Origin of the sequence: Undibacterium sp. MH2W (assembly GCF_049340215.1) — a bacterium.
In the GTDB taxonomy this organism is placed as follows: Bacteria; Pseudomonadota; Gammaproteobacteria; order Burkholderiales; family Burkholderiaceae_D; genus Undibacterium.
Window position 1 is genome coordinate 382,951 of record NZ_JBMPPA010000004.1, and the last position, 19,750, is coordinate 402,700.

A 19,750-nucleotide genomic window follows, 5' to 3' on the forward strand; every position below is an offset into this window, starting at 1 on the left:
GTGTGAAACATCTAGGAACATTTGAGCGCTCTTGAGTCATAGATTCCCCAATCAAACTTTGATCCGCATCAAAAACTGTGAATGATGGGAGGAGTACATTGTGGAAAACACTTTGGAGACCTATTATGGCCACACGCAACCTTCACCCTGTCGCCGTTGACATCATCCAGCATGAACATGAACATCTTTCTGCAGTCATTCAGGGCATGCTTTATTTCGTCAGGGGAATTGAAAAAGGTGGGCCAGCTCCCGATCTCAAAGTATTCCGCGCCATGCTCTACTACATCTCGGAATATCCAGAGAAAATTCACCATCCCAAAGAGGACCAATTTCTTTTTGCCAAAATCAAAGAGCGTACGCACCAACTCGATAGCGAGCTCGATGAACTGATCGCACAGCATGCAAAAGGAGAGTTTCTCGCTCATCAATTACAAGATGCCTTGTTGCGCTACGAATTTACCGGCAGCGCAGCATTTGCCCATTTCTATCAATTGGTAGAGCAGTATGCGAAATTTTATTATTCGCATATGTCCATCGAAGAAAAAACAATTATTCCTGTCGCCAAGCAAGTCCTTAATTTTAATGACTGGCAAGAGATCGATCAGGCCTTCATTGAGAACCGTCAACACCTCGATGAGGCTGGTGAACGCTACCGCTATGAACAGTTATTTTCAATGATTGTCCACATCAGCCCTGCACCGATTGGGATCGCCGATCCGCTCTGACCCAACCTCAACACATACGAGATTATTAAGATCGTATTGCGTCGCGATAGAAGACTCGGTAAGACATTGTTTTGCCAAGTCTATTTGCGAAGAAGAAAAGACTGATTCGTGTCAGCATGTCAATACCAATACACGTAAAAAAACACCAATAAACGTTAATATATGCCAATTTAAATACACTTTTTTGTCCGCAAAAAAGGAGTGCTGACTGTTATACTGTGCTTTATATGCAATGCAGTCCTCTCTACCTACCGACAAAAAAATATGTCCCAAGCCTGGCTCACACTGCGAGAACAAATCGACTATTTCTCATCGCCCTTTCCACGTGCAGCCATCGCGTTTGCAGAAGAGAATAAAGAAGAAGTCACTCCATATCTGATTCAAGCATTAGTTGATGCGGCAAATAACCCAGCAATCACAGAAGACGGCGAATACATGCTACACATGTACGCCATGCACTTGCTCGCCTCGTGGCGCGTCACTGACGCCTACATGCCGATGTTAGCAATGGGGGGCTTTCCTGATGAAATTATTGAAAGCATGATGGGTGATGTGGTGACCGAAACCTACGGGCGCTGCTTAGCATCCGTGTGCGATGGCAATGTCCTGCCCCTTCAGCAGCGCTTTTGCGATGAAAAAACCAGCATCTGGTCGAGAACCGCCGCATTAATTGCATGGCAGGTCCGCGTCATCGCCGGAGAAAACGACCGTAGTGAACTCATCGATTTTTTAAGCACCCAAGGTGAAGTCATAGCACGACAACGGCGCGAAAATGCTGAGGGCGACGCCGTATTGCTTGAGACCATCGTGGATGTCGCCACAGCGCTCTGCGCGACCGAAATGGCGCAGCAGGTCAACGACTGGTTCGATCAACAATTACTCGATCCACAAATCAGCGACCGCGACTGGTTTAACGAACATATTTTGCAAGACTACAATGCAAGTCGTGCGCTTGAGTTAGAGCACGGCAAAGGCTATATCCATGACGTCGAGAAAGAGATGGGATGGTGGTCTGGTTTTCAGGAAGAGAAAAAGCCAAGTTTTCGCGAGACCTATACCCAGCATACGATTCGCAAAGAGCCTAAGATTGGGCGAAATGATCCGTGCCCTTGCGGTAGTGGGAAAAAATACAAAAAATGCCACGGCATTCATATCTGAGGCGTTACATCTCCATGCGCATTGAATTGAAATAAAAATAATCGCTGAGAAGCCGCACGGGTTCAAAGCGATATTCATCGCCTTTTTAATTGGCAATTAATATACTAATTTTTTAAAAATTACTTTCCACCGTATTTTGTTTAGAAAAAATACAATGCAATTGTGGTTTTCCCCAATACTTCCTTTTTTTTGTTAATGCCATGATGCGAGCCCATTGTGTCAACCCAAAACACTCGCAACAAAGACGAGTAATGGCACTCTGAAACAGCCCTTACTGGCTAACACAAAAGACCAAAAATCTCCGTGTATTAAACAAGGTGTGATCGACATATCGACCACGCCTTTATCCTGTTGAGGATTTTCAAGATAACGCATTGCTGGCAACAATGCTGGCACTGACTGTTTTTGCGGCCTATCGCAAGTCAATTGAGAATTTTTGCTTTACAACTAAATCAAGGGTGCATGCCAGTGACTGGCTGCATAAAATTGGAGGAACTATGAAAAAACCATCATCCACCCCGATGATATTTGTCGCGATGCTGGCGGGTATTGCCGTTGGCTACGTTTGCCATGAAACATGGGCAACGACCAAATTTATGACCGATCTGGCAGGATATTTCTCGATTGCGACGGATATATTCTTACGTCTCATCAAGATGATCATCTCTTTGCTGGTGTTCTCTACGCTGACTATCGGTATTGCCCATCTTGGCGATACAAAAACAATTGGTCGCGTCGGTATCAAAGCAATGGGTTGGTTCGTCATTGCTTCTCTGGTATCCCTGACGATTGGCTTGTTGTTATCGAATGCGCTGCAACTTGGCACGCACTTAGGCTTGCCACTTCCTGACGTGAACGCCAGCACCAATTTGAAAACCGGTGCATTCTCACTGAAAGATTTCATCAGCCACTTGTTCCCAAAATCACCGATTGAAGCGATGGCAAATAACGAAATTCTGCAAATCGTTATTTTCTCAATCTTCTTTGGCTCCGCGCTGGCAAACCTTGGCGACTCCGGTAAAAAATTGGCTGGCATGATCGAAGAACTTGCACATGTCATGCTCAAAATGACTGGCGCGATCATGAATTTGGCTCCGATCGCAGTATTTGCAGCAATGGCATCCGTCATCACAACGCAAGGTCTCGGTGTGTTGGTGACATTTGCCAAATTCATGGCTGGTTTCTATTTTGGCTTGGCTATTTTGTGGAGTCTGTTGATTCTGGCTGGCTTTGCGTTTATTGGTAAATCCATTTTCAAATTGATGGAATTGATCCGCGAGCCTTTCCTCGTCGCGTTCTCCACAGCCAGCTCTGAAGCGGCTTATCCAAAAATTTTGGACGCACTCGACAAATTTGGCGTGAAACGCAAAATCTCCAGCTTCGTCTTGCCAATGGGTTACTCGTTCAACCTCGACGGCTCCATGATGTACTGCACCTTTGCCGTGTTATTTATTGCGCAGGCTTACGGCATTGAACTGTCCTTGAGCACACAAATCACCATGTTGCTGTTGCTGATGGTGACATCGAAAGGGATGGCAGGTGTTCCACGCGCATCGCTGGTCGTGATTGCTGCGACATTAAATCAATTCAATATTCCTGAAGCAGGTCTGTTATTGATTATGGGCGTTGATCAGTTCTTGGATATGGGTCGTTCCGCAACAAACGCGGTAGGTAACTCCATTGCAGCTGCTGTAATTGCAAAATGGGAAAACGGTCTCGATACCAGCTCACACTAACACGTAGCTGACAATATCAAGTCAGACTCACTGACATCCAAACAAGATGGTGGCGCCGCAAGGTGGCCACCATTTTTTTTGCCACATACAACAGCAAGCACATCGATTCGATCATCGATGCATCACTTGAATAAAAAAAGCTGATGAAGGATCATCCTCATCAGCCTTTTACAATAACACTGCGTGCAACGTGAATGCGCTAAGTTACCTCATCGCTGCATACTCTCCCATACTTTTTGTAAACGCTTGACTGAAACTGGCATAGGGGTTTTCAATTCTTGCGCAAACAAAGAAACCCGTAGCTCCTCTAACATCCAGCGAAACTCCAGTAATTTGGGATCAATATCCGACCCAGTACCAGACTTACGCGGCATTCTCTGCCAAGGCTGCGCGACACTATTCCACTCTGCCATCAACCTTGCATCACGAGAAGGATCAGCGCGTAGCTTATCCAAGCGAATGGTGATCGCCTTCAAATAACGGGGAAAATGTGCCAATTGGGTGAAATCAGTCTCTGCAATAAAGCGCTTCGTCACGAGCTGTTGCAACTGGCTTTGCATGTCAGCAGCAGCCTGTGCGTGGGCTTTCACACCCTGCAATTTTTTCGGCAGACTGTAAAATTCCGCCAAAATCTGCCCTGCCATCCGTGCAATTTCATTGGCCAGTAGATTTAATCGGGCTTTACCTTCTTCTCGACGAATACTAAATTCACCGGCGTTAATTGGTAACGGATGCTGCAAACAAGCACGCTCGATCGCTGTTTGAATGATTTGCTCTCGCAATTCTTCTTGCGAGCCCAACGCCATAAATTGCATTCCCATTTGCTGCAAACCAGGAATATTTTTCTCTAAAAATTTCACCTGTTCTTTGAGCTGCAAAGCGAACAAACGGCGCAGTCCGATGCGATGTACCCGAGCGGCCTCATCGGGATCATCAAACACTTCAATATGGCAATGTGAAATTTTATCTACTAAGGCAGGATAGCCAATCAACGTTTGCTTCCCCTGCTGCACTTCCAGTAATTCTGGCAAACTATCAAACGTCCAGCCGGTTAAGTTCTCTTGCTTCATGACAGGTGCTGCGCTCTTCGATGCACCGCCCTGCTTTCGATCATCCGCACTGTTCCTCGACGAAGACGATGACGAGGCGGTGCCAGTCTGATGGTGAGGCGAGACGTTGCCATCCAATAAGGCCAGCTTTTCGGCACTCGCGATCTTCTGAAAACTCTCTCTCGCTTGTCCTCCAAACTCCGCCCGTAGATTGGCGAGATTTCGTCCCATCTCTAATTGACGACCATGCTCATCGACGACTTTAAAATTCATCGTCAAATGCACCGGTAGGGTTTCAAACTTAAAGTCGGTGGTTTTACACAGCAAGCCTTTTTGCTCACGGATATCAGCAATCACCGCATCGAGAAAATTACCTCGACCAAACTCATTCCGCTCACAAAATCCCGCTGCATACTCGGGCAATGGAACACAGTGACGACGAATTTTCTGCGGCAATGATTTGATCAACAGATGCACTTTTTCTTTGAGCATCCCGGGCACCAGCCATTCACTGCGTTCAGCAGACACCTGGTTGAGTGAAAATAGTGGCACAGTGAGTGTGACGCCATCTCTTGGGCTACCTGGTTCGAAGTGATAACTCAGTTGCAATGCGACACCGGATACTTGCATCGTTTTCGGAAACAAATCCGTGGTGATGCCAGCTGCCTCATGGCGCATCAACTCATCTTTGTTCAGATACAGTATTTTCGGATTTGCTCTGCTCGCTTCTTTGTACCACTGCTCAAATAACACAGCGTTGTACACGTCAGGTGGTAGATATTGATCGTAAAAAGCGACGATCAATTGCTCATCGACCAGTACATCCAAACGCCGTGACTTATGCTCAAGATTTTCGATTTCTCGAACAAGTTTTTGGTTATAAGCGAAAAATGGCGCGCGGGTTTCGAACTCGCCATCGACGAGCGCTTCGCGAATAAAAATCTCACGCGCTTCTGCAGGATGCGTCAGTCCGTACTGGATCCGTCGCTGGCTATAGACGACAAGGCCATATAAGGTTGCCCGCTCAAAGGCAGACACCTGACCTGCTTTCTTTTCCCAACGTGGCTCGCCATACGACTTTTTCAACAAATGACCGCCAATTTTCTCCAGCCACTCTGGCTGAATCTGCGCAATACATCGGCCATATAAGCGTGACGTATCAACCAATTCGGCCGCCATTATCCATCGGCCCGCTTTTTTGGCGAGACTCGACCCTGGCCAAATGAAGAATTTGATGCCCCGCGCACCAAGGTAATGCGCCTCTTCATCGGATTTATACCCGATATTGCCCAGCAAACCTGTCAATAACGATAAATGTAACTGCTCGTAAGTCGCCGGTGATTCATTGAGACGCCACCCCTGTTCTTTCACGATCGTCAGCAATTGGGAATGTACTTCACGCCATTCACGCAAACGCATCTGGCTTAAAAAATTCGTCCGATAGTTATCCTGCAACTGGCGGTTTGTTTTTTTATGGGCAATAGCATCTTCAAACCACTGCCATATTTTGAGATACGACGAGAACTCTGATTTCTCATCAGCAAACTTCTTATGCGCCTGATCCGCAGCAGCCTGCGCCTCCATCGGGCGGTCACGAGGATCCTGTACCGACAAGGCAGCAGCGATAATTAAAACTTCTTGTAAGGCCTGATTATCACGCGCGGCAAGAATCATTCGACCGACGCGTGGGTCGAGGGGCAATTTTGCGAGCTGTTTTCCGACAGGCGTCAACTGATTAGCATCATCCATCGCTCCGAGCTCTTGCAATAGCTGATAACCATCAGCAATCGCCCGACCGGGAGGCGGCTCAATAAACGGAAATGTCTCGACGTCGGTCAGACGCAGGGACTTCATCCGTAAGATGACCGCCGCAAGAGAGGAGCGCAAAATTTCAGGCTCGGTGAATCGGATACGTTGATTGAACTCCTGCTCATCAAACAACCGAATGCAAACACCCGCCGCAACACGACCGCATCGCCCTGCCCGCTGGTTCGCCGCCGATTGGGCAATCGCCTCCACCTGCAACTGTTCTACTTTATTTCGGTAACTATAGCGTTTGACACGTGCCAAGCCAGTGTCGACCACAAACCGAATGCCTGGGACTGTCAAGGATGTTTCGGCAACGTTGGTCGCCAATACGATACGACGCGCATTGGAGGTTTTAAATACACGTTCTTGTTCTTGCGCAGAGAGACGGGCAAACAGCGGCAAAATCTCGACATGGGGTGGATGGTGCTTACGTAACGCCTCCGCCGCATCACGAATTTCCCGTTCGCCCGGTAAGAACACAAGTACATCACCGGAACCAATGCGACACAATTCATCAACGGCATCGGTAATGGCCGTCATCAAATCGCGCTCTTTGTCTTTTTCGGTGTCCTGCACTGGCCGGTAACGAATCTCGACCGGATATAAGCGGCCAGATACCTCGATCACGGGAGCAGGAGTCAATTGCCCTTCCCGCATTTGCGCAAAATGATGTGCAAAACGCTGGGCATCAATCGTCGCTGACGTGATGATAATCTTCAAATCACGACGTTTTGGTAACAGTTGCTTGAGATATCCAAGCAGAAAATCAATATTTAAGCTGCGCTCATGCGCTTCATCGATGATGATCGTGTCGTATTGACGTAATAACGGATCGGTCTGCGTTTCTGCAAGCAAAATACCATCGGTCATCAATTTGACGGATGCCCCTTTGCTGAGGGTGTCAGTAAATCGCACTTTAAAACCGACATGCTCACCGAGCGGCGAATTGAGTTCTTGTGCGATCCGTTTTGCCGTCGATGAGGCGGCAATTCTGCGAGGCTGCGTATGCCCGATCAATCCTTTTTGACCACGACCAAGCTCCAAACAAATTTTAGGTAACTGAGTCGTTTTACCGGATCCCGTTTCACCACACACAATAATTACTTGATGTTGTTGCAAGGCCTCGGCGATTTCCATGCGCCGACCGGATACAGGCAGCTCTTCCGGGTAGGTAATCACCGGCAAGGGGTTTCTCATAGGCAGATCTGCCTGAGCTGCTTGTTCGGCTTGCGGTTGCCGTACAACACGCCCCGCATTGTTAGTGTGACGTTGCTGGGATGACTGTGCCTTTTGAAGCCCAGTTGTCACATCACTTTGTGGCTTGGACGTGTGCGAAACAGCACGCCGATCCATGGTTGCAGTTGAACGTTGCGGAGTGCTTTGCACTGCGGTAACGGGTACCTTTTCAGGCAACGGCTCTGATTGGCGCAATTGTTGACGAAGCTCGCGCAGACCCGACAGTCCATCAATCGTGATGCTGCCGTTTTTTTTAGGGTGGTTTTTGGGGGATTGATTAGAAGACATAGCGGTGCGCATTATCCCAGATTTTGACGATGACCTGTCAAAGATGCCAAAGTAAGCGTCTAAAAATGTTTATTTTTAAAATCTTTTAACGATTGATAGCGTATTGCTCAGCGATATAGCGACATCCCTCCCTTCTATGTTAATTCAACGGCGATGACCTGACCGATTCACCTGCAACAGCACCAAGCAAATGTAAAATCGTATCAAGCCCCCGACGACGCAGCGCGAGGCCCCCCTTTTTTTCCGTTGCACGGATTGCTAGTGGCTAGTGCGATCTCGTGCTTAACAAAACCGCACCATCGTCTACTTGAGCTTTACCGACAGAAGGACGCAATAAATAGTAGAACAACGGGCACTCTCGTAATAAAAACGACATAAAATCGGCTTACCATCAAAAAGAATGCCATAAATGAGCGCTGCTTCTTATTTTGAATGGCTTTACCGCGACAAGTCGCGAATGACTCAGATTATAATAAGCGTATGGAAAATCCCGTTCAATTCGTTGATTGGCTGCGTTCGGTCGCGCCGTATATTCATGCCTTCCGTGGCAAAACTTTCGTCGTTGCCTTCCCGGGTGAACTCGTGATGGCTGGCGCCTTACCGGTTTTGGCACAGGATTTATCGTTACTCCACGCACTTGGGATCAAGATCGTGATCGTGCATGGTTCACGACCACAGGTCGCTGAGCAATTGGCGCTGAGAAACGTGGAGGGGCAGTTTCACAATGGCATTCGTATCACCGATACTGCGGCACTAGAATGCTCAAAAGAAGCCGCCGGTGAGTTGCGTCTGGATATTGAAGCCGCATTTAGCCAAGGTTTGCCAAACACGCCGATGGCGCATGCGGCAATACGCATTATTTCTGGCAACTTTGTTACGGCCAAACCAATCGGCATCGTCGGTGGCGTCGATTTTGGATTGACAGGGATCGCGCGTAAAGTAGCTTATGACACGATTCATCGCATTCTCGATGCAGGTAATCTGGTGCTACTTGGCCCACTTGGATTCTCGCCAACGGGCGAGGCATTTAACCTGACAATGGAAGATGTCGCGGTATCTGCAGCCACTGCGCTGCGTGCGGACAAATTGATCTTCATCTCTGAGACACCCATGATGGTTGACCAAGATGGCGACGAAATCCGTGAATTATCTTTCCTTCAAGCAGAACAAGAGCTCAAAAAGAACTACCTGCCGCCGGATTCTGCGTTTTATCTGGAGCATGCTGTCAAAGCGTCACGTGGCGGCGTACCTCGGATTCACATTGTCCCCTATGAATTAGACGGGTCTGCCTTGCTTGAGGTGTTCACGCATGATGGTGTTGGCACAATGGTGTCCTCCGAAAACCTTGAGAGTCTGCGTGAAGCGACCATTGAGGATGTGGGCGGTATCATCAAACTAATCGAGCCACTCGAAGCGGACGGCACACTTGTCAAACGTGGTCGCGAACTCATTGAGCGTGAAATCAATTATTTCTCTGTCATTGAACATGATGGCGTTATTTTCGGCTGTGCGGCGCTGTACCCTTTCCCGTTCGACAAGATGGCCGAAATGGCATGCTTGACCGTCAACCCTGACGTACAGAGCCAAGGCGATGGCGAGCGAATTCTTAAGCACATGGAAAAACGCGCCCGGCGTGCGGGCTTCCATTCCTTGTTTGTTCTCACAACGCGAACAGAACATTGGTTCCTGAAACGTGGCTTTGTCAAAGCATCGGTGGATGATTTACCAAAAGATCGCCAAAAAATGTATAACTGGCAACGAAAGTCCTTAGTGCTGATTAAGCAGCTATAAGTGAAGGTTGTCATTGCCAATCTGGCGCACCACGTTGTCGCGATTGATTTTGACTTATAATCGCTGCTGTTTTTAGTTATGACAGGTTTTCTAAGGAGTATTACCATGGCCCGTATGGTCCACTGCATCAAATTAGATAAAGAAGCTGAAGGTTTGGACTTCCCTCCTTACCCTGGTGATCTGGGTAAAAAGATTTTTGAAAGTGTGTCCAAAGAAGCATGGGCAGGCTGGATGAAACATCAGACTATGTTGGTCAATGAGAACCGCCTCAATCTGGCCGATGTGCGCGCACGCAAGTACCTCGCTACGCAGATGGAAAAACATTTCTTTGGCGACGGCGCTGATGCTGCCGCGGGTTATGTTCCGCCAGCAGCATAATTATTGTTCTGTGTTGATCGCAGGTATTGAGGGGAGCTCCCCTTCTTCGCGATCACACTATCGAAGAAGTGCGTGCGTCTAGGCACTTTCCTCGGAGATCATGTCTATCCCTGACCACCTTCGTGACAGGGATTTTTTTTGCCCTTAAAAAAACAAAAAAAAGCAAAAAGTCGCTCTCGAAATGACAGGACATACAACGCCAATCCAATCGATCAGCCCCTTGGTGCCCAAGTAAAATGTTTCGCTGAGAAGAATAGCGCGACACTTAACGTCAGCAACGAGGCAATGACGCTATATCCCACCAAGTGCCAATCGGATTGATTCATCATACAACTACGTATTGCATCAACCATCGCATGGAGTGGCATCCACGACAGTAGTTCTTGCATGCGCCTCGGCAGCGAATCAAGCGGGATGACGAGGTCACTCGCTAACATTAATGGGAGATAGAGAACATTGGAGACCATTGCAACGGAAATCACCGTGGGGCAAAGTGCCGCAATGAGCATTCCTAAGGCAAGCGAAGCGCCAGTCCCCAGAACCATAACACAGAGCGCGAGACATAACCCCACAGACGTCGTATCAATACGCACGTCATACAAGAGCCGCGCAATGACCAGCATAAAGATACTAGCAAGAAGCGTCACACACAAACGAGACAGCCACCAAGCGATGACGACAAGCTCCGTTTTCATTGGAAATAGCTGATAAAGCTTAAACATGCCCCCTTCGCGTGCGGCAACAAGTGGGCCCGCAAAACCCATCAAACTCGACGATAAGATGATCATCCCTGATAGTCCAGTCACAAGGTAGAGACCATAATCCAGTTGTGAGGCTGGTGATACGGGTGTTTGCAATAGGACACGCTGCGGAGCCGCGATGACATGGAGGTTGTATGTGGTACTCAGTGCGCGTAAGAGTCCAAAGGATGCATCGTAAAGTGGTCCTTGCTTTAATTTCGTTGAGAGCGGAATGACTGTCTCTTTCTGATGTAAAACATGATCCTCGAATCCATGCGGAATCGTCAGCAACACATCTTGCTCTTCAGGCGACCTCGAATTAGCCATATTCGATCCAGAAAAGATATCGAATCGGACTACTTTCTGAAGTGCCAGCTCACGCTTCATATAAAAAACGAATGCAGCACTCTCAGCACTCCCATCAAGATCAACAATACGCAAGGAAACTGGTCTAAGCGCCGCTGCATGTCCAAATAATCCCATTTGCACCACCAGCAATAACACTGGAAATGCAAATGTCCAAAACATCGCCAACCGCGCTCGGAAAAAGAGTCTTAGATCTAATCTCATTAAATAAAATAACACTTGCATTCTCATGTCCGACTGACCTCCGCTAAAAAATCATCAACACCTGTACTCTCCAGACGAAATGACTTAATCGAAAACTGGTCGATAAATCGACGAAAACCCTGATCAAATCCAGTATGCCCAAAACATCGCCATACGCCATCTTGCTGGCGAGGGGGATGTACACTGTGTGGCAATGCCAAGAACGCTTTTTCGGCATCCGCGTGAAGTAGTTGATGTACCTCTGCTTTGAATTCGCCGACATGGCGATGAATAAGATCAGGCAAGGTACCGCGATCAACAATCCTGCCATTCGCCATGCACAATAGGGTGTCTACAACGAGTAAGTCCGTTGGTAAATGGGAGATCAGCAACACTGCACACGGGAGGGTTTGCAATAATTCACGTAATCGCCTTGCATACCATTCATCAAGGCCTAATGAAGGTTCGTCGAGCAAAACCAACTTTGGTGCATGGGACAATGCAAGCCACAGTAGAACGCGTTGTTTTTGCCCGCGAGAGAGCGTTTTCCAAGGGCGATTACGCAATTCTTGCAACCCCAATGCCTGAGTGACTCTCTCATCAGTATGCTGATAAATAGTCTCATGCATCGACATGATTTCACGTACCTTGATATCTGCGGGGAAATCAGCACTTTGTAAAACACCGCCAATATGACGGCGCATGGCCGCTCCTTCAGTTGACAAGATTTCGACTTGGCCCTCGTCAGGTGTGCGCAAACCTAACAGTGTTTCGAGGAGTACCGTCTTTCCACAACCATTGGGACCGACAATACCCACTTTGGCACCTTCCATCAAATGCAGATCAGAAAGTTGTAAACAAAAACCACTCTTCAGTGTTAACTGTAGATGGGCCACATTCAAAACGACATGCTGCGAAGAAGATGATGAAGAAGAAGTCGCGATTACATCCGATTCAGTATCAGCTACAACGTAGCCATAGCGCTCCAAAATACCAATTGCGTGCAGACGATATTGAGGATCATCCATCGCGCGACGCAATTTTGACACCCCAAGATCCCGATCTCCTCCATACTGTTCAGGAGCATTGAGTAATAACATCGCATGATGTATCAGGAGGTCAGGATCATCGGGAATCAGGCTTGCAGCATGCTTAAAGGCCTGCAATGCCTGACTGCCTGCTGTCGCCACCTTAATGATATTAGGTCGCACTACTGAAATAGTGAGCACCAAACGACAGGCGCGCCACAACCATAGACGACCGGGTGTTAGACAAAGTGCGTCATGAAGTAAAGAGTCGAGACGAAGTAACTCGTTGGTACTCGGCTTTTCACCTGCGCTCACGTGAAGCAACGCACGGTTAATACGTAAGGCGAGCACGCAATCGAGCAGGGTTTGACAACCAATATACTCAAGCGACTCAATCTCATTAATCACCTGATCAAGATCCTGCGGAGTTTTGCTTTTCCATGCGTCAAAAATCGCGTGACGTACACGCATCACAGTGTGCGAATCAAGCTGAGGGTTTGTATTCACAACAGGCCTTTGCGGAAGCGCTTCTCCAAGAGCGGCCTCTACATGACTAATCACTTCGGTACGGCATGCACATTGTGAGACAGCGATAAAAAGTGAACGCAACCCGTCAATACCTCGCGCAGCAATGACTTTCGCGATTAACTCAGCACCCATTTCGGTAGCGGATTGATAGAACTCAGAGGGATCATCGGATCCATCACCAAATATGGCGTCTCCATCGGCCATCAACAAATGGCGAATATCTACGTTCGTTTGACGCTCGAAAGGCGGCATGGGCAAATCATGATGTTGCTGGGTAAAGTAATGCGCCCACCCCTCGTCCAGTAGCCGAACTCCGCAATGAAGAAATGCGTGTGCCACCTCATGCAATAGGATCGGGCGCATGTCAGTTGGAAAGCCGGCTGCTAAACTTGATAGGCGGATGAGTGCGAGTCCAGGGAAGCACGGTAATGTGTAGTGCAAGTCACTATGATGAGGTAAACATTGCACCATAATCGTGGGAGCTGTCACACCCAACCATTGAGCACAGCGGTCTATCGCTTCGTCCATGTGGTCAATCAGCGCGATCGCATCGGAGGGGATGTCGACACCAACGCTCTTTCCAAATGAAACGATCTCTACCTCACCTCTTGCGACGTCGCGCAACGTGACATAGCCAGGAAGCTGTCCGCGCAATTGATGCAATTCTCTCAACGAAGCCTGTGCACCACGAAAATCAGCTGTCAAAGCGCACGACATGAGTCGCTTGCTTTTTGTTGCCAATAAAGAAGGGATTGAGTCAACATTATCTATTTCCTCTAGGCTCATGTTCACACAATCCATCACGCTTCCTTTCCCACAAGTACAACAGATACAACCGTTTCAGTTACGCCATCGATTTGCAGTAAACGTGCCAGTTCATCGTCATAAAAAGCACCATACACTAAGCTTCCCAAACCAAGACCTCGAGCGACAAGACATAGATTTTGGCTCGCATGCCCCACCTCAAGGAGTGCCATGCGATAGCCACGAGGGCCATATTTAGCAGTTGCGCGTTGTGGAACGCTCGTCATAACACAGATGACTGGAGCATGAATGCCATCATTTCCAGAGCGAATTTCGACGTTTGAAAACGCTTTCCCATCCTGATCTGACAAGCGACGCAAACAATGTTCGCGGGCATCGTAGTGCGCGATACATGGCGTCACATCATCGACATCATTGATGAACAAATAAAACTCAGTCGGATATAGTCCCCCAGGCGATGGATAGGGTCGAAGCGATAGCTTTAAATGCGGAGCAACGTCGCTTTGCACGTAGTGATTTACCCGGAATGAATAGTGCAACAAGGTCGATAGGTCTTGCAAAGTGAGCGTGGATGACAATTGACGAACACTTCTCCGCAATGACAATGCATCGCAAAGTGAGCCCACATCCAACCTTGGTGCCGGCAAAGTAATAACTTCACTACCATCATAATGATGAAAGCCAGCGATACCTCGAGCGATATAGGTAGGATGGTGTAAATAGCGACTTATATTTTTAATCAAGCCAGCCATCGTTGAACGATGAAATTTGGTTTGCTCCTGCAAAATTTCAGCTGGATCATCGATATCAACATTGGCAGCCAAAGGCTTTGGTGGAAGCAGTGTTTGGAGAGTTTCCATTTTTTCTTCTTATGATTAAGGAAAGGGATGTGGATCGAGATTAGGAGCAGGTATGCTTGGCAATCCCCAATGGTTTGCGATACGTTGGAGTCGTCGATGATCACCACTGACTAAACCGCTACCAAATAGCAAGGGTTGAAGACCTGGAATCAAGGCGCGTATCACATGAAAACCGAGCGCGCCGATATCAGGAGAAGTGACATCAGAGATCAAGGGCTGATAGCCCAAATGACCCAACCGTTGAATCAGCGCATCGATGTCTGCTAACTGTCGTAACGACGAATCGTCACTTGAGATGTGTTCTTGGTTTTCAAATAAAAAGGCGAGATTGTCTTGGCGTTCACGACGAAGATAATAGGCAAAGTGATCACCTGGTTGTTGAATGGCATCCGCATCGGGTATTGGCAAATCCCCTGCCAATATCGAATGGGCCCAAATGTATCCGTGCATTGATTCCGTCAGCGCTTTGTTGATCGCCTGATGAATATCAAGATGCGCACTCGCACCAAAGGACATGGTCGCTTTTTGACGATTTCGCGCAAGGCAAAGTACAACCGGTAAGCCGATATCAGTCGTGATATCCCAGAGGGTAATATCAAGATCCGCTTTAAGTAGGATCGCCCTAACACCAGGCAACAGCATCGCCATCGTTACGTCAGTGAGGTGCAATCGCCGAGGCGCATAACGCATTTGCCACATTGCCGCAAATGCATCCCTCTCAATCACTTCACACAACCCGCTCAGCATGACGCGGTCTATGTGCATCCCGCAGGCTAAACCGGTGCTGGATGACTGAGAGACAATTTCCGCTTTTTGCTTTACGCGCATGCCCAGATACACCATCTGCGCTGGGACGTATAACAGGTGACTTGGGTGAGCAAGATTGATTGCGCTCGACCACGCTCGTACTGCATGCTTGTCAGGCGCACTGAATTCAAGGTCATTCTGTGCATATTGCTCTGGCGAATACAAAATAAAGTCATCCAGCGACACCGCCGCGTCCTTTAAATCGTATTCACTGGCGTAATGTAATTGTTCTTCATCGTATATTGCAGCTGAATAGCGCTCAACTGCCTCTCCAAATCCAGCCCATAACGCCGACGTGCGATCAAAAGCGGCACCAGAGCCAGCCAAGCTATGACGTTCTGTCTTCATCTGCTGGTGCGTGGGATTGAGCATGATCGCCTTGCAATCCACCGTCATCGCATTAAAAACAAATAAGCCACGCGCAGCCGGATGCTCTACTTCTTCCAATAAAGACGTAATAATTCCATGTCGCTGATTCACCAATGCAGCATGCAACATGGCCAAAGTGTGTGCGTCACTCATACGCGACTTACTCCACTACCACGCCGAAGTTGAGCGTGTTGATAAACGGCACTAACAGGCTTTTCTCCACTTGCATTACCGCACACTGGGCATCGTGGCAGCCGCAGAACCATGCTGCGTTCAACGCTGCCTTGAAAGGTGTCAATGGTCGAGAATGGACTTTGATGGAGTTGGTCATGTGTCCCGCTCAAGTAGCGTAAGAGTAAGCGCAATGTTTCAGCAACAGCCCACTGTATCGCAAGCTTACTGGGTAATTTATTGTAGAGAATGCGAGAGCGATCACTGAGCGCGTCGAATTCATTGACGAACCGACGAGTAGCGCGAACCCGGTGGTAATAGCATTCATAGCATGCCGTCGCGCGTGGAAGAACGAGCGGCCCACACTGAACGACCGACCAATCGATGCCTACAAATAAAAATGGTAAGCCGAGGGCAACTGCGGTTTTATTCCACGCCCGTGCTAGCGCAACATTTTCATCGTCTGAAACCGTCAGGATGACGCAACGCTTATCACTTACTGTCGGTAACGTATCATCAACACATTCAACTTCAATCTGAACATCCGCAATCGCTAATTTCAATGCATTTGCTAACATGCCCTTACCCACTAATGCGACACGCCAACAGGCTGGATCATATTGCTCAAGAGGTCTACCTTCCGGATTCCCACTCATTTCTCGATAGTGCTGTAAGTGCAAATGCGTGCTCTCCCCCATCGATCGAGCGTCTTCACTGACAAGAACGCCTGTGGCAGTGAGTGACTGAATCGTCGATGCCAAGACTGTTTCTGAAAATTCATTCGACAAAGAGTCAATTAATGTCGAGGAAGTCATTCCGTGCTGTGCAAAGTCTAATATTCGCCTCGTCAGACCGATCTTATCTTCTATCGTATATCGTCGACCAACGACCGAAAGCGCAATTTTGTCGTCGTCTAAAGTGGTTATCTCGGCAAGGGGAGAAATGAATAGTCTTTCAGTCATAAGGTAGGTGGGTAATCAATTCAACGCGGAGCGCTTTGATGTAAATTGTTGAGTGGATTCTTGAGGATCGTCGACGAGCATTCAACTCAACCGAACTCATCGACGATCCATCAAAGAAAAAGACGTTGCGATAAGCCACGCGAAATACGTGCTTCGCTTTATTGCCCAGAAAGCGGCAACATCGTTAGCAACAACAGGAGCAAGAGCACGTACAACAGGAAATACTTACATTTGCCATCGCTGCCGATAAATCGTCATCGACATATTCAGACTCCGTCGAGTCAATAATTAAAATTGAATTCACATCAAAAACGATATTCAAAATTTCCTCCAGTTATCCAATTTAAAAGTTGAAATCCCTCACGCTGCAAGAGAGCAGCGACGGAGACTCTAGCAATGCACGAGAACCAGCGTCAATCAAGCCACACACTCTTTTTCCTGTTTTACAGGCGGCTTACTTTCGTAACATCCTCTTGCGTGTTTGGAACGCCAATTCAATACCTGTCACTTTTTTATCCTGTTTTTAAACGAACTTCTATGTGTCAAAAAATAGCGCATCGGAAAAGGTGGTTGTACTAATCGGTCAATGGCAATGTGGGCATCATCTGGTGGATGACATGCAGCGAGATGGTGTGGGGTTTTTCAATTATTTTTCCAGAGGCGATCAATGCTGACGGCATCACCTCACCTCTGGCGTAGGATATTTTTAGGAAAGATCAATTCAAGAATAAGCACCGTCAGCGACGGTGTGCGGCAATCGATAGCCTAGCGATGCTTCGATTAATTCAATAATTTCGGCGTCACTTGTCGATTGCGAAATGCGTAGAAAAAGCGCTTTTAGTTTGTCAATGCCAGCGGTGTTGATCAAGCATTCAATTAAGCGTGCACCACTGGAAACGGCAGCGCGATAATCACCACTGTCACAGCAGACATTATTACCGAATAGACCATCTCCATTCATCGTCAATAATTCATGAATGTCAGATAGCCCATGATGTGTCGTGGTCGCATGTAATGGATGTGTGGAATGAACGAAATGTGTCGCACAATAATGCGCAAGTCCTTCATCAAGAAGACGAACGCCGCAATGAAGAAAAGCGTGACACACTTCTTGAAAAACAATGCGGCGCACTTCATCAAGCGCTTCAGGCATCCTCGACAAACGAATGATCGCTAACCCAGGAAAGCAAATCAAGGTGTAGTGCAAATGGCAATCCTGAGGGATACATTGGAGCACAATTTGCGGGGGTGGCATTGCAAACCATTGAGCACAGGTTGCGATGCATTCAGCAAAAATACAAGAAAGCACCACAGAATCAGGAGGAGTACCAGCATACACTACCGATCCGATTTGATGCAGTGGCACCGATCCAGAAGCGATATCACGTATTGCTGCAAAACCGAGGAAACGGCCACGTAGAAGGTGTAACTCGTTCAGTATTGACTGAGCCACTTTATATTCACCAGAAAGCGCATGGGCAATCAGTGATCGTCCTTTCAGAGACAACAAGGACTCTTTTCGCGCATCGCAATTTCTGGCCAAGTCTGTTAAAACAATCGCATCCATCCAACGCTCTCTGATCCAGCAGGTACGTAGACGATGTTTGAGGCATTGCATCGCGCTGTCAGTATGCCTCACCCATCGCCGTGTACCTGATTGCACATCGTTATCAGCTCAATCACGAGACTGTCCCTATCTGAGCCTGGCATATTTCACAGCCGCTTGATCAGATAGCGCTGGTTACCTTAACAAGGGTCGCGAAGCAGCGTCAACCGTCGATGGCCTTGGTTTTCGAATTCTCACGAGTGTTTCGATTTGAAATACAGATGATGGATTTGGTAACAAGTTCACCGTCTTGCCTCAGTAGAAAACGCCGTCTCTGTGGCAGGCTAATCCAGTCTCGTTGGATACACCATAATAAAGAATGTCAGGAGGGATAACGAATTGACGGTGTGAAGGCGTGGTGCGACGGCGCAGTGTAAAGTCGTGGCACCAATGGATACGACATCATGTTGCATCATGGATGTCGATGAGAAGGCGAGAATCACCTCTGCAGCGGTAGTACCGAGAAGCGCATCATCAGTTTTCACCAGTATGAAGCATGATGATACGCCTATCAAAAACCAAATTAGAACGTCAAGGTTTTAACGCCTTCGGCTGTACCGAGCAAACACACATTAGCACCATGACGTGCAAACAAACCAACTGTCACGACACCCACGATATTGTTGATTTGCGCTTCCAACGCCACTGGGTCAGCGATTTGCAAACCATGTACATCCAAAATCATGTTGCCATTATCAGTCAGCAAAGGCTTACCTTCTTTCATCCGCAGACGCGCTTCGCCACCGATCGCATTGAGCTGGCGGGCAACCGCAGCATGAGACATCGGAATCACTTCAACAGGTAAAGGGAATTTTCCTAACTGCGACACCAGTTTAGAGCCGTCAGCGATACAGATAAATTTTTCAGCAACCGATGCCACGATTTTTTCACGCGTCAATGCAGCGCCGCCGCCTTTAATCATCGCACCTTGATTGGTAATTTCATCGGCTCCGTCAATATACACAGGCATCGAGCTCACATCATTCAGATCCAGCACCTCGATACCATGTTGACGCAAACGGTCTGCCGTTGCTTCAGAGGAAGCGACCGCCGCTTTGACTTTATGTTTAATTTTAGCTAATTCATCAATAAAAAAATTAGCGGTCGAGCCAGTGCCAACACCAACAATTTCGCCTTCAACTACATAGGCAATTGCCGCCTGAGCAACGGCTAATTTCAATTCATCCTGCGTCAT

General features: G+C 47.8%; 14 protein-coding genes. 5 read left to right on the forward strand and 9 right to left on the reverse strand.

The annotated features are described in order from the left end of the window. Positions 1-125 precede the first annotated feature (125 nt). The 3 genes from ACO0K2_RS12365 to ACO0K2_RS12375 all read left to right on the forward strand — a co-directional run bounded on the left by ACO0K2_RS12365 (position 126) and on the right by ACO0K2_RS12375 (position 3,619). Positions 126-725 carry a hemerythrin domain-containing protein gene (locus tag ACO0K2_RS12365; protein WP_423019174.1) on the forward strand — a complete coding sequence of 200 codons (600 nt, stop codon included), beginning with the start codon at positions 126-128 and terminating at the stop codon, positions 723-725. 264 nt (positions 726-989) lie between these two features. Continuing rightward, positions 990-1,883: a DUF1186 domain-containing protein gene (locus ACO0K2_RS12370; RefSeq protein WP_423019176.1), complete on the forward strand. Its 894-nt coding sequence runs from the start codon at positions 990-992 to the stop codon at positions 1,881-1,883. A 497-nt stretch (positions 1,884-2,380) separates the two neighbouring features. After that, entirely contained in the window at positions 2,381-3,619 is a 1,239-nt protein-coding gene (locus tag ACO0K2_RS12375) for a dicarboxylate/amino acid:cation symporter (RefSeq protein WP_423019178.1), read from the forward strand. Between the two features lie 209 nt (positions 3,620-3,828). Here ACO0K2_RS12375 and hrpA read toward each other — a convergent pair whose 3' ends face one another. Beyond that, positions 3,829-7,830 (reverse strand): ATP-dependent RNA helicase HrpA, encoded by a 4,002-nt coding sequence (gene hrpA, locus ACO0K2_RS12380; protein WP_423019401.1) that lies wholly within the window; start codon positions 7,828-7,830, stop codon positions 3,829-3,831. A 651-nt stretch (positions 7,831-8,481) separates the two neighbouring features. Here hrpA and argA point away from each other — a divergent pair. Continuing rightward, positions 8,482-9,792, forward strand: a complete 1,311-nt coding sequence (gene argA, locus ACO0K2_RS12385; protein WP_423019180.1) for an amino-acid N-acetyltransferase — start codon at positions 8,482-8,484, stop codon at positions 9,790-9,792. A gap of 105 nt (positions 9,793-9,897) precedes the next feature. Continuing rightward, positions 9,898-10,170: an oxidative damage protection protein gene (locus ACO0K2_RS12390; protein WP_423019182.1), complete on the forward strand. Its 273-nt coding sequence runs from the start codon at positions 9,898-9,900 to the stop codon at positions 10,168-10,170. 212 nt (positions 10,171-10,382) lie between these two features. Here the strand turns inward: ACO0K2_RS12390 and ACO0K2_RS12395 are convergent, their stop codons facing one another. The 8 genes from ACO0K2_RS12395 to rpiA form a co-directional block, all read right to left on the reverse strand. After that, positions 10,383-11,501, reverse strand: coding sequence for an ABC transporter permease (locus ACO0K2_RS12395; RefSeq protein ID WP_423019184.1), 1,119 nt, complete (start codon positions 11,499-11,501; stop codon positions 10,383-10,385). Between the two features lie 2 nt (positions 11,502-11,503). Further along, a complete protein-coding gene (locus ACO0K2_RS12400; protein WP_423019186.1) occupies positions 11,504-13,732 on the reverse strand; it encodes an ATP-binding cassette domain-containing protein in 2,229 nt (742 codons plus the stop codon). Between the two features lie 83 nt (positions 13,733-13,815). Further along, positions 13,816-14,640, reverse strand: a complete 825-nt coding sequence (locus tag ACO0K2_RS12405) for a SagB family peptide dehydrogenase (RefSeq protein ID WP_423019188.1) — start codon at positions 14,638-14,640, stop codon at positions 13,816-13,818. Between the two features lie 15 nt (positions 14,641-14,655). Further along, on the reverse strand, positions 14,656-15,969 hold the full coding sequence (locus ACO0K2_RS12410; RefSeq protein ID WP_423019190.1) for a YcaO-like family protein: 1,314 nt from the start codon (positions 15,967-15,969) through the stop codon (positions 14,656-14,658). Continuing rightward, the gene (locus tag ACO0K2_RS12415; RefSeq protein ID WP_423019192.1) at positions 15,966-16,802 is read right to left on the reverse strand and encodes a TOMM precursor leader peptide-binding protein; all 837 of its coding nucleotides are present in this window, start codon (positions 16,800-16,802) and stop codon (positions 15,966-15,968) included. The genes ACO0K2_RS12410 and ACO0K2_RS12415 overlap by 4 nt, the downstream gene beginning before the upstream one ends. An 868-nt stretch (positions 16,803-17,670) precedes the next feature. Next, the gene (locus ACO0K2_RS12420; protein ID WP_423019194.1) at positions 17,671-18,567 is read right to left on the reverse strand and encodes a hypothetical protein; all 897 of its coding nucleotides are present in this window, start codon (positions 18,565-18,567) and stop codon (positions 17,671-17,673) included. A gap of 272 nt (positions 18,568-18,839) precedes the next feature. After that, positions 18,840-19,040 (reverse strand): hypothetical protein, encoded by a 201-nt coding sequence (locus tag ACO0K2_RS12425; RefSeq protein ID WP_423019196.1) that lies wholly within the window; start codon positions 19,038-19,040, stop codon positions 18,840-18,842. 38 nt (positions 19,041-19,078) lie between these two features. Further along, entirely contained in the window at positions 19,079-19,750 is a 672-nt protein-coding gene (gene rpiA, locus ACO0K2_RS12430; protein WP_423019198.1) for a ribose-5-phosphate isomerase RpiA, read from the reverse strand.

Coding starts and splice junctions, on each gene's coding strand:
- ACO0K2_RS12365 (WP_423019174.1), top strand. CDS start 126: ATGGCCACACGCAACCTTCACCCTGTCGCCGTTGACATCATCCAGCAT.
- ACO0K2_RS12370 (WP_423019176.1), top strand. CDS start 990: ATGTCCCAAGCCTGGCTCACACTGCGAGAACAAATCGACTATTTCTCA.
- ACO0K2_RS12375 (WP_423019178.1), top strand. CDS start 2,381: ATGAAAAAACCATCATCCACCCCGATGATATTTGTCGCGATGCTGGCG.
- hrpA (WP_423019401.1), bottom strand. CDS start 7,830: ATGGATCGGCGTGCTGTTTCGCACACGTCCAAGCCACAAAGTGATGTG.
- argA (WP_423019180.1), top strand. CDS start 8,482: ATGGAAAATCCCGTTCAATTCGTTGATTGGCTGCGTTCGGTCGCGCCG.
- ACO0K2_RS12390 (WP_423019182.1), top strand. CDS start 9,898: ATGGCCCGTATGGTCCACTGCATCAAATTAGATAAAGAAGCTGAAGGT.
- ACO0K2_RS12395 (WP_423019184.1), bottom strand. CDS start 11,501: ATGCAAGTGTTATTTTATTTAATGAGATTAGATCTAAGACTCTTTTTC.
- ACO0K2_RS12400 (WP_423019186.1), bottom strand. CDS start 13,732: ATGTCGTGCGCTTTGACAGCTGATTTTCGTGGTGCACAGGCTTCGTTG.
- ACO0K2_RS12405 (WP_423019188.1), bottom strand. CDS start 14,640: ATGGAAACTCTCCAAACACTGCTTCCACCAAAGCCTTTGGCTGCCAAT.
- ACO0K2_RS12410 (WP_423019190.1), bottom strand. CDS start 15,969: ATGAGTGACGCACACACTTTGGCCATGTTGCATGCTGCATTGGTGAAT.
- ACO0K2_RS12415 (WP_423019192.1), bottom strand. CDS start 16,802: ATGACTTCCTCGACATTAATTGACTCTTTGTCGAATGAATTTTCAGAA.
- ACO0K2_RS12420 (WP_423019194.1), bottom strand. CDS start 18,567: ATGCAATGCCTCAAACATCGTCTACGTACCTGCTGGATCAGAGAGCGT.
- rpiA (WP_423019198.1), bottom strand. CDS start 19,750: ATGACGCAGGATGAATTGAAATTAGCCGTTGCTCAGGCGGCAATTGCC.